Below are 19,150 nucleotides of genomic sequence, written 5' to 3' on the forward strand. Positions count from 1 at the left end.
CTTCCTTGTTCGTGGCTCAAGCGGGCCATGGGAATCTATCAGTGTGCCCGGTCCTCGGCGATGGCCAATGTGCCTCTGGATGTTTGTCCGCGCTTCAGGCCGGGTCGGGCAAGGCCGAGGCCGGCAGGCCGAAGACCCGGTCGAACAGCCAGTTGAAGACGAAGGTGTAGCAAGGGATGAACAGGATCAGCGCCAGGTCCAGGAGAAAGGCCTGTACCAGGCTGATGCCCATCCACCAGGCGATCAGCGGGATCAGGAACACGATCAGGGTCAATTGAAAGCCCACGGCGTGGGCGATGCGTCGCTTGACGGTGCGGGTGCGTGACGGCTGGCGGCTTTCCCAGCGTTCGAACAGGCTGGTGTAGATGAAGTTCCAGGTCACCGCGATGCTGGTGATCACCACCGCCAGTGGGCCGGTACTGCTGGGCGAGGTGCCGGACAGCAGGGCCAGGCCGAGGGCCGAGAAGGTCATGCCGAACACCTCGAACAGGGATACATAGAGCAGTTTGCGTTTCACGCCTTGCATGGGAATTCCTCGGTATTGAATACAGGTGGCCAGGGCTGGGCTGGCACGGGGCGCGAAAGATAGCTTCAATGTCGATGACAGAAAAAGTCGGAAGCTTTCAGTTTTGCTGATAGGTTGTGCCCATGAATTTCTCCAGCGACAGCATCCAGTTGTTTCTCGCCGTGCTTGAGCGCGGTTCCTTTTCTGCGGCGGCCCGCGCGCTGGGCAAGGTGCCCTCGGCGGTGAGCATGGGCATTGCCAACCTTGAGGCCGAACTGGGCTATGCCCTGTTCGATCGCAGCCATCGCGAGCCGGTGCCGACGCCCCTGGCCTTGTCGCTCGCGCCCCATGCCCGGCTGATTGCCGACCAGCTCAAGCAGTTGCAGGTGCATGCCATCGAGCTGTCCCTGGGGCTGGAGAGCACACTCTCGATCGCGGTGGTGGATGACATCGACAAGCAGCGGCTGCTAGCAGCCATCAAGCTGCTGGCCGAGCGCTATCCGCTGCTGGATGTGGAAGTGCTCAGCGCTCCTCAGGATGACGTGCTGCAACTGCTGCACAGCGGACGGGTCAGCGTGGGCGTGGCGTTTGCCGGCCTGAGCGTGAATGCCCTGGAATATTTCCAGTACGCCGGCAGCGAACGGATCATTGCCTGTATTTCACCCCGGCATCCGCTGTTTGTGGCCAGTGATGGGGCGCTGTATCTGGAGGAGTTGATCCGCGTGCGCCAGGTGGTGGTGGCCAGCCGCGACCTGCCCATCAGCGATACCCGGCCCCTGGTGGGCGAGTCGCGGTGGCGCACCGACAGCCTGGCCATGGCCTTGCACATGGTGGAGGCCGGGATCGGCTGGGGCAATTTCCCGCTGTCGGTGATCCAGCCGCTGCTGGCGGCAGGTCGCTTGCAGCGCCTGAAGTTCAAGAATCTCGACAACGGCCTGTCGTTGCCGGTGCATGCGGTGTGGCTCAAGAGCCGGCCGCTGCAGAAGGGCGCTCTGGCCCTGGTGCAGTTGCTCAGTGGCGAAGATCCGGCGTTGGGGCCGCGGCCCGGCCCTGGGTTCTAGGCCAGGGCCTGCTGGCGCAACCAGCGCAGCAACAGACCGGCCGCCGAGCCGTCACTGATCGCTTGGGCCGAGAGCAAGTAGTAGGCACTGCCGTCGGCGACGAAGCCGAAAGGGGCGCACAGCAGTCCGTCGCGCAGATCGTCGCGCACCAGTTGCCAAGGGGCGATGGCCAGCCCCAAGCCCGCCACCGCAGCTTGCAGGCTGAAGTAGAAATGTTCGAAGACCTGCTCCGAAGACGCCTGAGGCAGCGGCATCGGGTGCAACTGCAGCCAGTGTTCCCAGGCTTGCGGCCGGGTCGCGCTGTGCAGGCGCGGGGCGTGGTCCGCGAGGACTGCCTGCTGGTTTGACTGCGGCGCCCAGTCAGGCTGTTGGTCCGGACGGCACACCGGGCCAATGGCTTCGTCGAACAGCCAGTGGGCGTGGATCTGGTCGCTCCAGGCGAAATCATTGCGGCGGATCGCCAGGTCGATGCCGGCGCTGAACGAGAAGGGCCCGCCGCCGGCCAGCAACTGGATGGACAGGTCGGGGTGGGCGGCCTGGAAGGCCGGCAGGCGCGGAATCAGCCAGCGCATCAGCAGGGTCGGTTCACAGGACAGCACCAGCGGAGCTCCAGGGGGCGGAGCTCGCAGGCGGCGCGTGGTGTTTTCGATCAGGTCCAGGGCCTGGGTCACGCTGTGCAGCAGTTCGGCCCCGGCCGCGGTGAGAAACACCCGGTGGCTGCGCCGCTCGAACAGGGCGGTGCCCAGGTCTTCCTCCAGGCTGCGCACGGCGCGGCTGATGGCGCCGTGGGTCAGATGCAGGGCGGTGCCGGCCAGGGTAAAGCTCTCCAGGCGAGCGGCCGCTTCGAAGCAGCGCAGGGCGCCGAGGGGGGGCAGGCGTCGGCGCGGTGTCTGTGAGTTTTTATCACCAAGAGTGTCAGTTTTCATCGTTGGTCTTGAACCAGAAGATCCCCATACAGTAGCGCCGGATTGTATAACCAAGGCGTTGGCAACGTGACAGAACTGTTAGTCGTAATCACCATCACCATTCTCGCGGTACTCAGCCCCGGGGCCGATTTTGCCCTGGTCACCCGTAACAGCCTGATGCTCTCGCGCCGTCATGGCGTGCTGACCGCACTGGGGATCGGGCTCGGGGTCATGCTGCATATCGGCTACAGCCTGCTGGGGGTGGGGCTGCTGTTGCAGCAGTCGCCGCTGTGGTTCACCGGGCTGAAGCTTGCCGGGGCGCTGTATCTGATCTACCTGGGCATTCGCTTACTGCGCAGTCCCGCCCAGGGGCCGCAGGAAGTGGCGGGGCGTGGCCAAGTGTCGTCCTGGGCGGCCTTGCGCAGCGGTTTCCTGACCAATGCGCTGAATCCGAAGACGATGATTTTCGTCCTCAGCCTGTTCATGCAGGTGATCCAGCCGGGTACGGGGCTGGCGGTACAGATCGGCTACGGGGCGATCATCGTCCTGGCCCACGTGCTGTGGTTCGTGGCCGTGGCGCTGTTTTTTTCGGCGCCGGCCATTGCCGAGCGGCTGTTGGGCTACAAGCGCCGTATCGATCAGCTGTTCGGGGTGGTACTGATCGGCTTCGGGCTGTTGCTCAGTGTGCTTGGCGTGCAGCCCTGAACCCTCAGGTGCTTTCGCGGATCCGCAGTTCGAACCCCATGTCCACTACGGGCTCGGTCACGCTGTTGCCGGCCAGCAGGGTCAGCATCTGCTCGGCGGCGCGGCGGCCGATGGCCTCCCTGGGGGTGCTGATGCTGCTCAAGCGCGGCACCATGTGTTCCGAGGACGGCAGGTCGTTGAAACCCAGCACTGCCACTTGCTCGGGGATCTTGATCCCGCAGCGCATGGCTTCGAGCAAGGCGCCCTGGGCCAGGTCGTCGTTGCCGAAGAAGATGGCGTCCACTTGCGGCTGGCTCTGCATCAGTTGCAGGAACAGTTCGCCGCCCAGGCCGACCGAAGACGGACGCGGGGTCAGCAGTTCCAGGTCGGGGTTGTACAGCCCGGCTTCCTGCAGGGCGCGGCGGAAGCCTTCGCCGCGCAGCAGGGTGCGCTGGTCCAGTTGTGCGCCGACGTAGGCCAGGTGCTTGCGGCCACGGGAAATCAGGTGCCGGGCCGCAGTCTCCCCCGCGTTCAACTGGGAAAAGCCCACGCAGTTGAGTCCGGCGCCGGAGTCCAGATCCATCATGTAGACGCAGGGAATGTTGTTGGCCTCGATCATCCGCCGGGAGCTTTCGGTGCGGTCGAAACCGGTCAGCAGCAGCCCGCGCGGCTGGTAGGTCATGTAGTTGCGCAGCAGGTTTTCTTCTTCGTCCCGGGAATAGTGATAGTTGCCGATCAGCACTTCGAAGCCCTTGGGGCGCAGTACCTGATGAATGGCTTCCAGGGTTTCGATGAACAGCAGGTTGGACAGCGACGGCACCAGCACCACCACCGACTGGCTCTGGGCCGAGGCCAGGGCGCGGGCGGCGGAGTTGACCACGTAGTTCAGCTCCTGCGCGGCCTTCTGCACTTTTTCCACCAGCTCGGTGGCCACGCTGCTGACGCCGCGCAGCGCCCGGGAGGCGGTGATCGGACTGACACCGGCCAGTCGCGCCACTTCGTTGAGGGTAGGGCGCCCCGTGGTACGGGAGCTTTTATCGTTTTTATGAGGGGTCATCAGACGGCTTGCCAAACAAAATTCAAGTCACTAAGGTAGCGCTGTCCTGAAACAGCTGCAATGCGTGAGCGAGGTGTGCCTGACCCTCGCTCTTTGGTTTGGCGGACTATATACGCGGCAACCCACAAAAATGACAAGAAGGCGTCGGCAGACACTGTTTTTGTACTAGAACTAGAACTAGCGAAGGTAGCGCTGTCTGCGCGCTGAGGTGTTACATGAGTCAACCAATTACCGCCCTGGTCATCATGGGTGTTGCCGGCTGTGGCAAATCCAGCGTCAGCCAGGCCCTGTGCCAGCGCAGCGGCGCCACGGCCATTGAAGGCGATACGTTCCACCCTGCCGCCAATATCGCCAAGATGAGTGCCGGCATTCCCCTCGACGACGAAGACCGCGCCGGCTGGCTCGACAGCCTGTGCGAGGAGTTGCGCCGTACCCTGGCTGCCGGCCAGCGTCCGGTGCTGACCTGCTCGGCGCTCAAGCGCAAATACCGTGAACGCCTGCGCGCCGCCACCCCCGGCCTGGGTTTCATCTTTCTCGAACTGACGCCGGCAGTCGCCGCCGATCGCGTGGCACACCGGCCAGGGCACTTCATGCCTTCGACCCTGATCGACAGTCAGTTCGCCACCCTCGAATCCCCGGTGGGGGAGCCGCTCACCCTGGCCCTGGATGCCAGCACCCTGAGCGTCCAGCGCCTGGCCGAACTGGCCAACCAATGGTGGCTGGAGCATGGCCTTGAACCTTCGCGCTAAGCGTCGGTTCGAAATAGGTAGCGCTATCCCACTCGGCCCTTGTTTTTAACGCTTAAATAAAAACAACAAACCGGAGGCAATCCCATGTTTGGCATGTCCCAAGAGACCTATCTGCTGGTTGATGCAGTGGTCACTATCATCGGCCTGATCGTGTTGATCACCCGATTCAAGCTGCATCCCTTCATTGCCCTGACCATCGCCGCGGGGTTCCTCGGCCTGACCTCGGGCATGCCAGTGGACAAGATCATCAAGGCGTTCCAGGACGGCTTTGGTGGCGTGCTCGGTTTTGTCGGCATCATCCTGGCGCTGGGCACCATGCTCGGCAAGATGATGGCCGAGTCCGGCGGCGCCGATCAGATCGCCCAGACCCTGATCCGCTCGTTCGGCAAGGAGCGGGTGCAATGGGCGATGATGTTCGCCGCCTTCCTGGTGGGCATCCCGCTGTTCTTCGAGATCGGCTTCGTGCTGCTGATCCCGCTGGTGTTCATCGTCGCCCGGCGCACCGGGGTGTCGCTGATCAAGATCGGCATTCCACTGCTGGCCGGCCTGTCGGCGGTGCACGGCCTGGTGCCGCCGCATCCGGGGCCACTGCTGGCCATCGGCGTGTTCGGCGCCGACATCGGCAAGACCATTCTCTACGGCCTGATCGTTGCCCTGCCGACCGCCATCATTGCCGGTCCGATCTACGGCACCTTCATTGCCAAGTACATCCCGGGTCATCCGTCCCAGGAGCTGGTGGACCAGCTGGCCCGTGAAAACACCTCGCAGAACCTGCCGAGCTTCGGCGTGACCCTGCTCACCGTGCTGCTGCCGGTGTTCCTGATGCTGCTCAAGACCTTCGCCGACGTGGCGTTGCCGGACGGGCACTTCTTCCGCCTGTGGATGGACATGATCGGCCACCCGATCAGCGCCTTGCTGCTGGCCTTGCTGCTGTCGCTGTATACCTTCGGCTACAAGCAGGGCATCGGCTCCAAGCAGATTCTCGGCCTGCTCGACGCCAGCCTGGCGCCGACCGCGGCGATCATCCTGATCATCGGTGCCGGCGGCGGTTTCAAGCAGATGCTGGTGACCAGCGGCGTGGGTGATGTGATCGGCCACATGGCGGTCAACGCGCAGATCTCGCCGATCCTCCTGGCCTGGCTGGTGGCGGCGGTGATTCGTATCGCCACCGGTTCGGCCACCGTGGCCACCATTACCGGCGCGGGCATCGTGGTGCCGGTGGTGGGGATGATCCCCGGGGTCAACCGCGAGCTGCTGGTGCTGGCCACCGGTGCCGGCTCCTTGATCCTGTCCCATGTCAACGACGCCGGTTTCTGGCTGGTCAAGCAGTACTTCAACATGACCGTGGCCGAAACCTTCAAGACCTGGACGGCCATGGAAACCATCCTCTCGGTGGTGGGCCTGATCTTTATCCTGCTGTTGTCGCTGGTGGTTTAAGAGCTTCGCCTGTAGGAGCGGGCTTGCCCGCGAAAAACCGCCAGCACGGCCACAAAAAAACCGCATCTCTGCGGTTTTTTTGTGGCTGAAAGACTCTCAGCTTTTCTGCACCAGGCCATCGGCGCGGAACATGCCGCGAATACCGCGCACCGCCTGGCGAATCCGGTCCTGATTCTCGATCAGGGCGAAGCGCACGTGATCGTCGCCGTATTCACCAAAACCCACTCCCGGCGACACGCAGACCTTGGCCTCGGCCAGCAGCTTCTTGGCGAACTCCAGGGAGCCCAGGTGCGCATAGGCTTCGGGAATCTTGGCCCAGACGTACATCGAGGCCTTGGGGTTCTCCACCATCCAGCCCAGTTCATGCAGGCCCTTGACCAGCACGTTGCGGCGCTGCCGGTACTGCTCGGCAATGTCCAGCACGCACTGCTGGTCGCCTTCCAGGGCGGCAATCGCCGCCACCTGCAGCGGGGTGAAGGTGCCGTAGTCGTGGTAGCTCTTGATCCGCGCCAGGGCGCTGACCAGCTCCGGGTTGCCGACCATGAAGCCGATGCGCCAGCCGGCCATGTTGTAGCTCTTGGACAGGGTGAAGAACTCCACCGCGATGTCCTTGGCTCCCGGCACCTGCATGATCGACGGGGCTTTCCAGCCGTCGTAGACGATGTCGGCGTAGGCCAGGTCGTGGATCACCAGCACGTCGTACTGCTTGGCCAGGGCGATCACCCGTTCGAAGAAGTCCAGCTCCACGCATTGGGCGGTGGGGTTGGAGGGGAAACCCAGGATCATCATCTTCGGCTTGGGGATCGAACCGCGAATGGCCCGCTCCAGCTCGGCGAAGAAGTCCACCCCGGGCACCAGTGGCACCGAGCGCACCTGGGCGCCGGCGATCACCGCGCCATAGATGTGGATCGGGTAGCTGGGGTTGGGCACCAGCACGGTGTCGCCCTGGTCCAGGGTGGCCAGCATCAGGTGCGCCAGGCCTTCCTTGGAGCCGATGGTGACGATGGCTTCGCTTTCCGGGTCGATGTCGACCTCGTAGCGGTCCTTGTACCAGCGGGAAATCGCCCGGCGCAGCCGTGGAATGCCTTTGGAGGTGGAGTAGCCGTGGGTGTCCTCACGCTGGGCAACGGTCACCAGCTTTTCGACGATGTGCGGCGGAGTCGCGCCGTCGGGGTTGCCCATGCTCAAGTCGATGATGTCTTCGCCGCGCCGACGCGCAGCCATCTTCAGCTCGGCAGTGATATTGAAAACGTAAGGGGGAAGACGATCGATGCGCGCAAAGCGGCGCGGCGAACCTTGTTCGGCCATTGTTGCCTCGGAAAGACGTAAGCGCCCGGAACCGTCCGAGCGACGTTGGCCACTGCGGTGGCCTGCGGGGCAGACGATAAGGGCGGCGCCGGCGGCTTGTCCAGAGGGGCGGAAAATTATTTTCGCGACGCCGGGGGGATTTGCGAGGGCCGATGATTTGCCGCTATAACGTGCACGCTTTTTGCCTGAAAGGGCTGCGAACCAGCTCTGCCGGCTTGATTTTCAAGGGCTCGGCAGACCTCGGCAGCTCTTCGAACAACAACGTCAAACGGGATGAATGATGGAGTTTACCAGCGGCTTCTTGCTGAGCCTTTCACTGTGTCTGGACATCGGCGTGGCCAATATCGCGATGATCACCCTGGCCATGCAGCGCGGCTATTTCCAGGGCTTCTGCCTGGGCCTGGGGACCTGCGTCGGCGACCTGATCTACGCGTTGTTGGCCCTGGCCGGGATGACCGTGCTGCTGCAGTACGAAAGCGTGCGCTGGGTGCTGTGGATCGGCGGTTCGGCGCTGCTGGTGTACTTCGCCGCGAAGATGATTTACGCCGCGCTCCACCACAGCGCGGTGCTGGCCACGGCCGGGGAGGCGGAGCGCGGCTCGCCGCGCAAGGAGTTCTTGCGCGGGATCTTCCTGGCCATGTCCTCGCCCAGCGCGATCCTCTGGTTCGCCGCCGTGGGTGGCACCCTGATTGCCCGATCCGGGGGCGGCGGGATCGCCAATTCCGGGCTGTTCCTCGCCGGTTTCTTCTGTGCCGGGCTGCTCTGGACCCTGGGACTGTGCCTGGCCGCGACCCAGGGCGGCAAGCTCTTGGGGGATAAGCTGCTGCGCTATTCCTACCTGGCATCTGCGGCGATCTTCTGCTATTTCGCGGTGTACGTGATTCTATCCGGTTATCAGGAGTTCATCGTCGGCGCCGGCGTGACCGACCTTCCGGCGCTCTGATCCAGGCCCTGGCGATTGGCTTCTATACTTGCTGTCGAACCCATCATTTCTGCGGCAGGAGTGGCATTCATGGATGAGCAAAAACAGGGCGCAGGTCCCGAACCGCGCTTCGAAAGAGAGCGTTTTCTGCTGATCGCCGGCTTCAGCGAGCGGTTTACCCCAGGCGCCGGCCAGGACATCGGCCAGCTGTGGCAGCGTTTCATCCCCCACATCGGCCGGGTGCCGGGGCAGGTGGATGAGGTGACCTACGGCGTCTGCTGCAACCCCGATGGCCAGGGCAGCTTCGAATACCTGGCCGGGGTCGAGATCAGCAAGCTCGATGATCTGCCCGAGCGCTATCGCTGGATCGAAGTGCAGCCGCAGAACTACGCGGTGTTCGAGCATGGTGGTTCCCTGCAGGAATTGCCCCAGACCTTCAACTACATCTGGAACACCTGGCTGCCCCAGTCTGGCCGCGAGGCCGCCGATGCGCCGGAGTTCGAGCGCTACAGCGCCGATTTCAACCCTGACACCGGCACTGGCGTGGTGGAAGTCTGGTTGCCCCTCAAAAGTGCATGATCCCCTCGGGGGCGCGGTCCGGCCCCCGATTTTCCCCGCCTGCCGCGCAATCTATACGCCGTCTTAATACCGCCCCCGGCAATCAGTGCCCGACCTTGATACGCCCTCACCTAACCTGCGTGGCGCAGAGGAGAGCGGTGGACGAGGTGTTCCCGACTCCCTGCCGGCGCCCGTTCCCGGGCGCTCTGACCGGTTGCGCTGCGGGCCGCTAGCTGCGCTTGCGGCGCCGCCTCAATGAATTGAGGGGAAAAGCCTTGCTGACACTGGAATTCATCTACGGCGCCAGCGCTTTCTGCGCCGTGCTGCTGTTCGTCTACCTGGGTTACGCGCTGATCCGTGCCGAGAAATTCTGATGACCGCACCCAGCGCTACCCCGGCATTTTCATTCGCCCGTCCGGGCATTTACGAGAAAGGAAACCAGCCATGTACGACCTGATCTTCGTGGGCCTGTCCCTGGGGTTCTTTGTACTGACGGCCCTGGTCATCGTCGCCATGGGCAAGATTTGAACGGAGCATCGACATGTTGAGTACTGTGCTGGAATACGCGGTGATCCTCGGGGTAATGACCGGGCTCGCCGTACTCATGGGCCAATGGCTGGCCCGGGTCTTCAGCGGCCGTGGCCATGCCTTGCCGGAGCGGGCCACCTATCGCCTGCTGGGGATCAACCCCGCTGAAACCATGGGCTGGGCCCGCTATGGCTCGGCGCTGTTGCTGTCCAACGCGGCGATGATGCTCCTGGGCTACCTGGTGCTGCGCCTGCAAAGCGTCATGCCCCTCAACCCCCTGGGGCTGGCGGCGCAGACCCCGGACCTGGCGTTCAACACCGCCGCGTCCTTCATCACCAACACCAACTGGCAGGCCTATTCCGGGGAAAGCAGCCTGTCGAACTTCAGCCAGATGGCAGTGATCACCTTCCTGATGTTCGTCGGCGCCACCGCCGGGGTTGTCGCGGCGGCCGGTTTCATTCGCGGCCTGAGCCGTTCCAGCTCGGCGGATATCGGCAACTACTGGGTCGATTTCACCCGCACCCTGTACCGGGTGATGTTGCCGCTGTGCCTGGTCATGGCTCTGGTCTACGTCTGGCAGGGCATGCCCCAGACCCTCGATTCCGAGGCCCTGGCCACCACCCTGGAAGGCGCCCAGCAGCAGCTGATCGTCGGCGCCGTGGCCAGCTTCGAGTCGATCAAGCACATCGGCACCAACGGCGGTGGCTTCTTCAGCATGAACGCCGCCCACCCGTTCGAGAACCCGACGCCGCTGACCAACGTCCTGCACATCCTCAGCATGTTGCTGATCCCTTCGGCGCTGACCTACGCCTTCGGCAGCATGCTGCTGCGCCGGCGTCAGGGCTGGGTGTTCTTCGGCACCTTCCTGGTGATGTTCGTCGGCTTCCTGGCCATCGTCTTCAGCGCGGAGCAGGGCGGCAATCCGCTGTTGACCCAGATTGGTGTCGACCAGCAACTGTCGGCGACCCAGAGCGGCGGCAACATGGAAGGCAAGGAACTGCGCTTCGGCATCGCCGACACTGCGCTGTTCGTCACCACCACCACCGGTGCCACCACCGGTTCGGTGAATGCCATGCATGACTCGCTGACCCCCATGGGCGGCTTCGTGCCTCTGGCGCAGATGATGCTCAACTGTGTGTTCGGCGGAGACGGCGTGGGCTTCATCAACCTGATCCAGTACGCCCTGCTGACGGTGTTCCTGGTGGGCATGATGATCGGCCGCAGCCCGGAATTCCTCGGCAAGAAGATCGAGGCCCGGGAGATCAAGCTGGTGATGCTCTCGGTGCTCGCGCACCCGATCTGCATCCTCGGTTTCACCGCCCTGGCAGCGCTGTGGCCGGACACCATGAACAGCCTCAACAACCTTGGTCCCCATGGCTTCAGCGAGGTGCTCTACGCCTACGCCTCGGGCACCGCCAACAACGGTTCGGCGTTTGCCGGGCTCAATGCCAACACGCCGTTCTTCAACACCACCATCGGCCTGGCGATGCTCATGGGGCGTTTCTTCACCATGCTGCCGATGCTGGCCGTGGCCGGTTCCCTGGCGGCGAAAAAGAACATCCCGGCCGGTGCCGGCACCATTCCCACCGCCACGCCGCTGTTCATGTTGCTGGTGGTGTTCGTGGTGCTGGTGGTCGGTGGCCTGACTTTCCTGCCGGCCCTCGCGCTCGGCCCGCTGGTGGAGCAACTGCAGTTGCTGGCCGGCCAGACCTACAAATAAGGGGTTGTGATGACTACGCAAATGCAAACCCAAGACACCCCTGTGGTGCTGTTCCAGGGCCTGTTGCGCCCGGTGCTGGTGTCGGCGGTGTTCTTCATGCTGCTCACCGGGCTGGCCTATCCGCTGGCGACCACGCTGCTGGCCAACCTGCTGTTCCCGTTCCAGGCCCAGGGCAGCCTGGTGCAGCGTGACGGCCTGGTGGTGGGATCAAAGCTGATCGGCCAGTCCTTCAATCGCCCGGAGTATTTCCAGGGCCGCCCGAGCATGACCCTGGGCAGCGATCCGCTGGACCCGAGCAAGAGCGTGCCCCAGCCCTACAACGCCGGGGCCAGCGGTGCCAGCAACCTGGGCCCCACCAGCCAGAAGCTGCTGGACAGCGTGGCCGCGCGGGTCAGCGCCTATCGCCAGCTCAACGGCCTGGCGGCGGACATCCCGGTGCCGGTGGACGCGGTGACCGCTTCGGCCTCCGGCCTGGACCCGCACATCTCCCTGGCCAACGCCCAGCTGCAATTGAACCGGGTGGCCCGCCTGCGCAACCTGCCGCCGGCCGAGCTGCAGGCGCTGCTGCAGGCGCACAGCGAAAGCCGCACCTTCGGCCTGCTCGGCGAGCCCCGGGTCAATGTGCTGCAACTCAACCTGGCGCTGGATGCCCAAGCGCCCCTGCATTCCTCGCCCGTTGCGGCCAGTGAGTAAGAGACGTCGATCATGAGTAGCAACCCTCGTATAGCGTTGTTCGACCGTGGGCTATTGCTCACCGCGTGCCTGGATGCCGTGAAGAAACTGTTGCCCCAGGCGCAGTGGAAGAACCCGGTGATGTTCGTGGTCTACCTGGGCAGCATCCTCACCACCCTGCTCTGGTTCCAGTCCCTGGGCGGTGCGGGCGAGGCCTCCAGTGGCTTCATCCTCAGCATCACCCTGTGGCTGTGGTTCACCGTGCTGTTCGCCAACTTCGCCGAAGCCCTGGCCGAGGGCCGCAGCCGGGCCCAGGCCGCCAGCCTCAAGGGCATGAAGCGCCAGACCCTGGCCAAGCTGTTGCAGCAGCCCAGGCATGGCGCGGCCTGGCTGCCCATGGCTGCCAGCGAGTTGCGCAAGGACATGGTGGTGCTGATCGAAGCCGGCGACCTGGTGCCGCTGGATGGCGAGGTCATCGAAGGCGTGGCCACGGTGGACGAGAGCGCCATTACCGGTGAGTCGGCGCCGGTGATCCGCGAGGCCGGGGGCGACTTTTCCTCGGTCACCGGCGGCACCAAGGTGCTGTCGGACTGGCTGGTGGTGCGCATCAGCGTCAACCCCGGCGAGTCGTTCCTGGACCGCATGATCTCCATGGTGGAATCGGCCAAGCGCCAGAAGACGCCCAACGAGGTGGCCCTGACCATTCTCCTGGTGGGCCTGACCTTGCTGTTCCTGCTGGTGATCGTGACCCTGAGCCCGTACTCGATCTTCGCCGTGGCCATGAGCGGCACCGGCAGCGTGATCAGCGCCACGGTGATGGTGGCGTTGCTGGTGTGCCTGATTCCCACCACTATCGGCGGCCTGCTCTCGGCCATCGGCGTGGCGGGCATGAGCCGCATGATGTCGGCCAACGTCATCGCCACGTCCGGGCGCGCTGTGGAAGCGGCGGGCGACGTCGACGTGCTGCTGCTGGACAAGACCGGCACCATTACCCTGGGCAATCGCCAGGCCAGCGCCTTCGTGCCGGCACCGGGGATCAAGGACAGCGAGCTGGCGGACGCCGCGCAACTGGCTTCCCTGGCGGACGAAACCCCCGAGGGCCGCAGCATCGTGGTGCTGGCCAAGCAGAAGTTCGACATCCGTGGCCGCGACATCCAGGCCCTGGGCGCCAGCTTCGTGCCCTTCACCGCGCAGACCCGCATGAGCGGCGTCGACCTGCCGGACGGCCGCAGCATCCGCAAGGGCGCCGCCGATGCCATTCGCCGGCACATCGAAGCCCTGGGGGGCAGCTTCCCGCCGGCCTTGCAGGCCAAGGTCGATGAAGTCTCGCGGCGCGGCAGCACGCCGCTGGTGGTCAGCGACGGCGCCCAGGCCCTGGGCGTGGTGGAACTCAAGGACGTGGTCAAGGGCGGGATGAAGGAGCGCTTTGCCGAGCTGCGGCGCATGGGCATCAAGACCGTGATGATCACCGGCGACAACCGCCTGACCGCGGCGGCGATTGCCGTGGAAGCCGGAGTCGATGATTTCCTCGCCGAGGCCCGTCCCGAGGACAAGCTGCAACTGATCCGCGACTACCAGGCCAAGGGCCGGCTGGTGGCCATGACCGGCGACGGCACCAACGACGCCCCCGCCCTGGCCCAGGCCGACGTCGCGGTGGCGATGAACAGCGGCACCCAGGCGGCGAAAGAGGCGGGCAACATGGTCGACCTGGACAGCAACCCGACCAAGCTGATCGAGGTGGTGGAAGTCGGCAAGCAGATGCTCATGACCCGCGGCGCCCTGACCACCTTCAGCGTGGCCAACGACGTGGCCAAGTATTTTGCTATCGTACCGGCCGCGTTCGTCGCCACTTACCCGCAGTTGGCGGCGCTCAACGTGATGCACTTGAGCAGCCCGAACTCGGCGATTCTCAGTGCGGTGATCTTCAATGCGCTGATCATCGTGTTCCTCATCCCCCTGGCGCTCAAGGGGGTGAAGTACCGGTCCATCGGCGCCGCGGCCCTGCTCAACCGCAACCTGCTGATCTATGGCCTGGGCGGGGTGCTGGTGCCCTTTGCCGGGATCAAGCTGATCGACATGCTGCTGGCCGGGCTTGGCCTGGTCTGAGGCAAGGACTGACAATGCGGCGCTTCCCGGAGCGCCGCATTGTTCATTTTAAGGAAGCTCATGACTGTGCTCGATGCGAGTTCCCCGTCCCGCGACGGGCGCCCCGACCCCGATGCGCTGCTGGAAAAGCTGCAACAGGAAGAGCAGGCGGCCCAGCGCGGCAAGCTGCGGATCTACTTCGGTTCCAACGCCGGGGTCGGCAAGACCTGCGCCATGCTCACCGCCGCCCGCAGCGAAGTGGCCCAGGGCCGCGACGTGGTGGCCGGGGTAGTGGAAACCCATGGCCGGCGGGAAACCGCCGAGCTGTTGCAAGGCCTGGAAGTGCTGGAGCGTCACCGCTTGATGCACCGCGACTATGCCTTGCCCGAATTCGACCTGGACGCGGCCCTGGCGCGGCGTCCCGCAGTGCTGCTGGTGGACGAGCTGGCCCACAGCAACGTCCCCGGCTCGCGTCACCCCAAACGCTGGCAGGACGTGGAAGAACTGCTGCGGGCCGGGATCGATGTCTGGACCACCCTCAACGTCCAGCATCTGGAAAGCCTCAACGACATCGTCAGCGGCATCATCGGCATCCGTGTGCGCGAGACGGTGCCCGATCACCTGTTCGATGAAGCCCACGAAGTGCTGGTGATCGACCTGCCGCCGGATGACCTGCTGCGTCGCCTCAAGGACGGCAAGGTCTACATGGGGCCGCAGGCCGAGCGCGCTTCACGGCATTTCTTTCGCAAGGGCAACTTGCTGGCCCTGCGCGAACTGACCCTGCGCCGCACCGCCGACCGGGTCGATGCGCAGATGCGCGACTATCGCCGCGAACGCTCGATCAATGCCCTGTGGCCGGCCCGCGAGCGCCTGTTGGTGGGGGTGGCCGGTGATCCGGCGGACGAACGCCTGGTGCGTGAGGCGGCGCGCTTGGCGCAAAAGCTCGAAGCCGACTGGATGGTGGTGCACGTGGCCTCGGCGCAGCGCCGTGGCCAGGGCTCCAGCCGTTATGCGGCGGCGATGAAGACCCTGGCCCTGGCCGCCGAGTTCGGCGCCGAAACCGCGACGTTGCCGGGCCTGGACGTGGCCGAGGCACTGGTGGCCTGTGCCCGCGAGCACAATGCCAACCGCCTGGTGCTGGGCCATTACCCGCGCAAGGTCTGGCAATTCTGGCACCAGTCGGTGAGCGACCGGATCAGCCGCCAGCACCCGGAAATCGATCAGATCGTGATCGCCAACGGCCCCTTGAGCCGGCGTCCGGTAGCTGCGGACAAACCCGAGGCCGGGCTGCCGCCGAGCCGCGTACCGGCCTACCTGTGGGCCAGCCTGGCGTGCTTTGCCGCCACCGCGGTGGCGGCGCTGCTGCTCCAGGTGTTCGACCCGGCCAACGTGGTCATGCTGTTCCTGCTCACCGTGGTGCTGGTGGCCTTGCGCTTTGGGCGTGGCCCGGGCGTCTGGGCGGCGATGCTGGCGGTGTTGTGCTTCGACTTTTTCTTCGTCCAGCCGGTGTGGTCGTTCACGGTCAACGACACCCAGTACTTCTTCACCTTCGCCCTGATGCTCGGTATTGCCCTGATCACCGGCCAGCTCACCGCGCGCCTGCGCCACCAGGCGCGCACCGCCGCCGAGGGCGAGCGCCGCGCCACTTCCCTGGCCGGGCTGGCCCGGGAACTGTCGGCGGCGCTGACCGAGGAGCAGATCTGCGCCGTGGCCCTGCGCACCTTCAGCGGGGTGTTCGAGGCCCGGGTCGGGCTGGCGCTACCGGATGCCGACAATCGCGTGCGGGCCTTGAGCGCCAATGCCCTGGCCATCGACGAAAGCATCGCCCAGTGGGCCTATGACCACGCCCAGCCGGCGGGGCGTGGCACCGACACCCTGGCGGCGGCCAAGGGCTGCTACCTGCCGCTCAAGGCGCCGATGCGGGTGCGCGGGGTGCTGGTGCTGGAACTGGCGGATGCCGAACGCCTGGCCGAACCGGAGGAGCGGCGCCTGCTGGAAGCCTGCATGAGCCAGCTGGCGATTGCCTTGGAGCGCGTGCATTACGTCGAAGTGGCCCAGAGCACCGTGGTGCAGATGGAAGGCGAACGCATGCGCAACACCCTGCTGGCGGCCATTTCCCACGACCTGCGCACGCCCTTGACCACCATCATCGGCGCCGCCGACGCCGCCTTGCCCCACGCCACCGAGGGCCCGCTCAAGCACCTGCTGGCGGGTATCCACGATCAGGCCTCGTCCATGCAGCGCCTGATCGAGAACCTGCTGGACATGGCGCGCATGCAGGAGCGGGGCGTGCGCCTCAAGCGCCAGTGGAACTCCCTGGAGGAAATTGTCGGCAGCGCCCTGCGCCAGTTGCGCGAGCCCCTGGCCAAGCATCAGTTGCGAGTGGCCATGGCGCCGCAGTTGCCCCTGGTGGAAGTGGACGCGCTGCTGCTGGAACGGGTGCTGGTGAACCTTTTGGACAACGCCGCCAAGTACACTCCGGCCGGCACCCTGGTGCAGATCAGCGCCCGCCAGGTCGACCAGCAGATCATCTTGCAGGTCAGCGATTCCGGCCCCGGCTGCCCCAAGGGCAGCTCCCCGGACAGCCTGTTCGAAGCCTTCAGCCGCGGCCAGCAGGAGTCCGCCGTGGCCGGCATCGGCCTGGGCCTGGCCCTGGCCAAACGCATCGTCGAAGCCCATGGCGGGCGCATCGAGGCCCAGCCTCACGCCGACGCCGGGTTGAGTTTTGTCATCACTTTGCCGGCGGGACAACCGCCTTCCCTGGAAGCCCTATGAGCAGCCCACGCATCCTGATCGTCGAGGACGAAGCCAACATCCGCCGCTTTGTCGGCATAGCCCTGGAGGACGAAGGCTTCCAGGTGTTCGAGGCCGACAGCGTCAAGCGCGCGCTGATCCATGCCGCCAGTCGTCAGCCGGACCTGGTGATCGTCGACCTGGGCCTGCCGGACGGCGACGGCAAGCAGTTGATCAGCGAGCTGCGTGGCTGGCTGGCGGTGCCGATCCTGGTGCTCTCGGCCCGGGACCGCGAAGACGAGAAAGTCGCCGCCCTGGATGCCGGGGCCGACGACTACCTGGTCAAGCCGTTCGGTGTGCCGGAGTTGCTGGCGCGGATTCGTGCGCAGTTGCGCCGTCATGGCCAGAGCGGCGCGGCAGCGGCCACCAGCAAGGTGAGCTTCGGGGTGATCGAGGTCGACCTGGCGACCCATGAAGTGCGCCGCGAAGGGCAACTGGTGCACCTGACTCCCATCGAATACCGCCTGCTCTGTGCGCTGATCCGCGGTCAGAGCCGGGTCCTGACCCATCGCCAGCTGCTGCTGGAGGTCTGGGGCCTGGACTATGTCGACCGCGCCCATTACCTGCGGGTGCACATGGCCCATCTGCGGCAGAAGCTGGAGGCCGATCCGGCGCAGCCCCAGCATCTGATCACCGAGTTGCAGGTGGGTTATCGCCTGGTGGGGCTCTGATCCCGGCGCGTGGCGCCGCTCAGGGATTTTTCGCCGCGACGCCGCTCATGCACGAAGTCGATGTACAGGGTGATGCAGCCGAAGGTGGCGATGCCGAACAGCAGAAGCAGGCCGATCTGGATGTTGCTCATGGGGAAGGTCCTGTGGGCAAGACGCGGCCCGACCGGCTCGACAGGGCCGGTCAGCAGGCGTCGGGGAGCTGATAGATAATCCCTGGGCGCCGCGCTTGCCAGGGTTTATATGAAAGCTTTACGGCACCCCCGATGATCCCTATGCGCTGCATACGCCAGGCTCTGCGCGGCGCCACTCTTGCTAGAATCCGTCCCCCCTTCACCGACTTCAGGTTGCCGCCCCATGACTGCCCCGACCCCGCTGATCCGCACCGTACTGCCTTGCGACCTGGAGCGCTGCTTCGCCATCGAAACCCTGGCCTACGAAGGCGATGAAGCCGCGACCCGGGAGAAGATCGCCACCCGCATCGCCACCTGGCCCGAGGGTTTTATCGTCGCCGAGGTGGAGGGCGTGGTGGCCGGTTTCATCAACTCCGGCGCCACCTTCGAGGTGCAGATGGCCGATGAAGCCTTCAAGGAGCTGATCGGTCACGACCCGGCCGGTTCCGAAGTGGTGATCATGTCGGTGGTGGTGCACCCGGACTTCCAGGGGCTGGGCCTGTCCCGGCAACTGCTGCACGCCTTCATCGCGCGCATGGGCGAGCTGGGCAAGGCGCGTATCCACCTGATGTGCAAGGAACGCCACGTGGCGCTGTACCAGCGCTTTGGTTTTGTCTACGTCAAGGCGTCGGAGTCGGACCACGGCGGCATGGCCTGGCATGAGATGGTGCTGAGTCTTGCGCGCTGATGCCTTGAAAGCGTTGGTTTACTGAAGCGCAACGCGGCGGATCTGCGGCTTTGCGCGCCCATGCGGGTGACTCAGAACGCCAGCACCATCCGCCGCTCATAGCCGATCCGGCCCTTGCAGGCCTTGCCGTTCTCCACCCAGCCGAGCTTGCGGTACAGCTTGAGGGCTGGCTGGTTGTCGTCGTCCACCGCCAGGTTCAGGCCCTTGAGCCCGGGCCACTGCAGGCGCGCGGCGGCGGGAATGGCTTGCAGGCAGGCCTGGCCGAAGCCCCGGCCCTGGAACCGCTGGTCCACTTGCAGGGCGTGCAGGCTGGCGCTGTCGGCGTCGGCCCAGGCCGGCAGGCAGGGCGGGCGCTTGAGCAGCACAAAGGCCACTGGCCACTCGTCGTTGAGCAGGGCAAAGCCCTTGATCGCGCCTTGGGGCGCATTGGCCAGGGTGTGCAGCGCGCCGTGAATGTCGCCGCTGAAGGCCTTCTGCCCGGGTCGCACCTCAAGCTTCAGCAAGCGCGCATGTTGGTGACTGTCGAGCTGTTCATAAGGCACGAGGCGTGTGGTCACGGGCAGGGCGATCCGATCGGGAGGAGGGGGCGGATTCTAGCGATTTTGCCCAGCGGATAAATTTTTTCCGTGGCGTGTCG

General features: G+C 65.1%; 20 protein-coding genes. 14 read left to right on the forward strand and 6 right to left on the reverse strand.

Going from position 1 to position 19,150, the window contains the following annotated elements; translation table 11 throughout:
* Window positions 1–94 precede the first annotated feature (94 nt).
* The gene (locus BLV47_RS06940) at window positions 95–526 is read right to left on the reverse strand and encodes a PACE efflux transporter (protein WP_016967280.1); all 432 of its coding nucleotides are present in this window, start codon (window positions 524–526) and stop codon (window positions 95–97) included.
* Window positions 527–648: 122 nt separating this feature from the next.
* On the opposite strand from BLV47_RS06940, the gene BLV47_RS06945 reads away from it, so the two are divergent.
* Window positions 649–1,566, forward strand: coding sequence for a LysR family transcriptional regulator (locus tag BLV47_RS06945; protein WP_092311446.1), 918 nt, complete (start codon window positions 649–651; stop codon window positions 1,564–1,566).
* Here the strand turns inward: BLV47_RS06945 and BLV47_RS06950 are convergent.
* The gene (locus tag BLV47_RS06950) at window positions 1,563–2,492 is read right to left on the reverse strand and encodes a LysR family transcriptional regulator (RefSeq protein ID WP_092311449.1); all 930 of its coding nucleotides are present in this window, start codon (window positions 2,490–2,492) and stop codon (window positions 1,563–1,565) included. The two genes, BLV47_RS06945 and BLV47_RS06950, sit on opposite strands and share 4 nt — an antisense overlap.
* Before the next feature lie 66 nt (window positions 2,493–2,558).
* Between BLV47_RS06950 and BLV47_RS06955 the strand changes: the two genes are divergently transcribed.
* On the forward strand, window positions 2,559–3,176 hold the full coding sequence (locus BLV47_RS06955) for a LysE family transporter (RefSeq protein WP_092317080.1): 618 nt from the start codon (window positions 2,559–2,561) through the stop codon (window positions 3,174–3,176).
* Between the two features lie 4 nt (window positions 3,177–3,180).
* Here BLV47_RS06955 and gntR read toward each other — a convergent pair whose 3' ends face one another.
* Complete coding sequence (gene gntR, locus BLV47_RS06960) at window positions 3,181–4,212, reverse strand: HTH-type transcriptional regulator GntR (RefSeq protein ID WP_060844403.1); 1,032 nt, start codon at window positions 4,210–4,212, stop codon at window positions 3,181–3,183.
* Between the two features lie 215 nt (window positions 4,213–4,427).
* Between gntR and BLV47_RS06965 the strand changes: the two genes are divergently transcribed.
* Together BLV47_RS06965 and BLV47_RS06970 are read left to right on the forward strand one after the other, a co-directional pair.
* Entirely contained in the window at window positions 4,428–4,961 is a 534-nt protein-coding gene (locus tag BLV47_RS06965) for a gluconokinase (RefSeq protein ID WP_092311452.1), read from the forward strand.
* Between the two features lie 84 nt (window positions 4,962–5,045).
* A complete protein-coding gene (locus tag BLV47_RS06970) occupies window positions 5,046–6,398 on the forward strand; it encodes a GntP family permease (RefSeq protein ID WP_092311455.1) in 1,353 nt (450 codons plus the stop codon).
* Window positions 6,399–6,494: 96 nt separating this feature from the next.
* Here BLV47_RS06970 and alaC read toward each other — a convergent pair whose 3' ends face one another.
* Window positions 6,495–7,706, reverse strand: coding sequence for an alanine transaminase (alaC, locus tag BLV47_RS06975; RefSeq protein WP_092311458.1), 1,212 nt, complete (start codon window positions 7,704–7,706; stop codon window positions 6,495–6,497).
* Between the two features lie 280 nt (window positions 7,707–7,986).
* On the opposite strand from alaC, the gene BLV47_RS06980 reads away from it, so the two are divergent.
* The 9 genes from BLV47_RS06980 (at window position 7,987) to BLV47_RS07015 (ending at window position 17,655) form a co-directional block, all read left to right on the forward strand.
* Window positions 7,987–8,649: a LysE family translocator gene (locus BLV47_RS06980; protein ID WP_092311461.1), complete on the forward strand. Its 663-nt coding sequence runs from the start codon at window positions 7,987–7,989 to the stop codon at window positions 8,647–8,649.
* Between the two features lie 69 nt (window positions 8,650–8,718).
* Window positions 8,719–9,207: a GyrI-like domain-containing protein gene (locus BLV47_RS06985; protein ID WP_092311464.1), complete on the forward strand. Its 489-nt coding sequence runs from the start codon at window positions 8,719–8,721 to the stop codon at window positions 9,205–9,207.
* Between the two features lie 254 nt (window positions 9,208–9,461).
* A complete protein-coding gene (gene kdpF, locus BLV47_RS06990; RefSeq protein WP_092311467.1) occupies window positions 9,462–9,560 on the forward strand; it encodes a K(+)-transporting ATPase subunit F in 99 nt (32 codons plus the stop codon).
* Window positions 9,544–9,714 (forward strand): hypothetical protein, encoded by a 171-nt coding sequence (locus BLV47_RS36085; protein WP_167365626.1) that lies wholly within the window; start codon window positions 9,544–9,546, stop codon window positions 9,712–9,714. Before kdpF ends, BLV47_RS36085 begins: the two co-directional genes overlap by 17 nt.
* A 13-nt stretch (window positions 9,715–9,727) precedes the next feature.
* Window positions 9,728–11,434 carry a potassium-transporting ATPase subunit KdpA gene (gene kdpA, locus BLV47_RS06995; RefSeq protein ID WP_092311470.1) on the forward strand — a complete coding sequence of 569 codons (1,707 nt, stop codon included), beginning with the start codon at window positions 9,728–9,730 and terminating at the stop codon, window positions 11,432–11,434.
* A 9-nt stretch (window positions 11,435–11,443) separates the two neighbouring features.
* On the forward strand, window positions 11,444–12,127 hold the full coding sequence (gene kdpC, locus BLV47_RS07000; RefSeq protein WP_092311473.1) for a potassium-transporting ATPase subunit KdpC: 684 nt from the start codon (window positions 11,444–11,446) through the stop codon (window positions 12,125–12,127).
* A gap of 12 nt (window positions 12,128–12,139) precedes the next feature.
* Window positions 12,140–14,212, forward strand: coding sequence for a potassium-transporting ATPase subunit KdpB (gene kdpB, locus BLV47_RS07005; protein ID WP_092311476.1), 2,073 nt, complete (start codon window positions 12,140–12,142; stop codon window positions 14,210–14,212).
* A gap of 60 nt (window positions 14,213–14,272) precedes the next feature.
* Window positions 14,273–16,966: a sensor histidine kinase gene (locus BLV47_RS07010; protein WP_092311479.1), complete on the forward strand. Its 2,694-nt coding sequence runs from the start codon at window positions 14,273–14,275 to the stop codon at window positions 16,964–16,966.
* Entirely contained in the window at window positions 16,963–17,655 is a 693-nt protein-coding gene (locus tag BLV47_RS07015) for a response regulator (protein WP_092311482.1), read from the forward strand. The genes BLV47_RS07010 and BLV47_RS07015 overlap by 4 nt, the downstream gene beginning before the upstream one ends.
* On the opposite strand, the gene BLV47_RS36090 is transcribed toward BLV47_RS07015, so the two are convergent.
* The gene (locus BLV47_RS36090; RefSeq protein ID WP_167365627.1) at window positions 17,634–17,786 is read right to left on the reverse strand and encodes a hypothetical protein; all 153 of its coding nucleotides are present in this window, start codon (window positions 17,784–17,786) and stop codon (window positions 17,634–17,636) included. The two genes, BLV47_RS07015 and BLV47_RS36090, sit on opposite strands and share 22 nt — an antisense overlap.
* A gap of 223 nt (window positions 17,787–18,009) precedes the next feature.
* Here BLV47_RS36090 and BLV47_RS07020 point away from each other — a divergent pair, with 223 nt between their 5' ends.
* Window positions 18,010–18,513 carry a GNAT family N-acetyltransferase gene (locus BLV47_RS07020; protein WP_092311485.1) on the forward strand — a complete coding sequence of 168 codons (504 nt, stop codon included), beginning with the start codon at window positions 18,010–18,012 and terminating at the stop codon, window positions 18,511–18,513.
* 71 nt (window positions 18,514–18,584) lie between these two features.
* On the opposite strand, the gene BLV47_RS07025 is transcribed toward BLV47_RS07020, so the two are convergent.
* The gene (locus BLV47_RS07025; protein ID WP_092311488.1) at window positions 18,585–19,070 is read right to left on the reverse strand and encodes a GNAT family N-acetyltransferase; all 486 of its coding nucleotides are present in this window, start codon (window positions 19,068–19,070) and stop codon (window positions 18,585–18,587) included.
* Between the last annotated feature and the right edge of the window lie 80 nt (window positions 19,071–19,150).

Origin of the sequence: Pseudomonas saponiphila, assembly GCF_900105185.1 — a bacterium.
In the GTDB taxonomy this organism is placed as follows: domain Bacteria; phylum Pseudomonadota; class Gammaproteobacteria; order Pseudomonadales; family Pseudomonadaceae; genus Aquipseudomonas; species Aquipseudomonas saponiphila.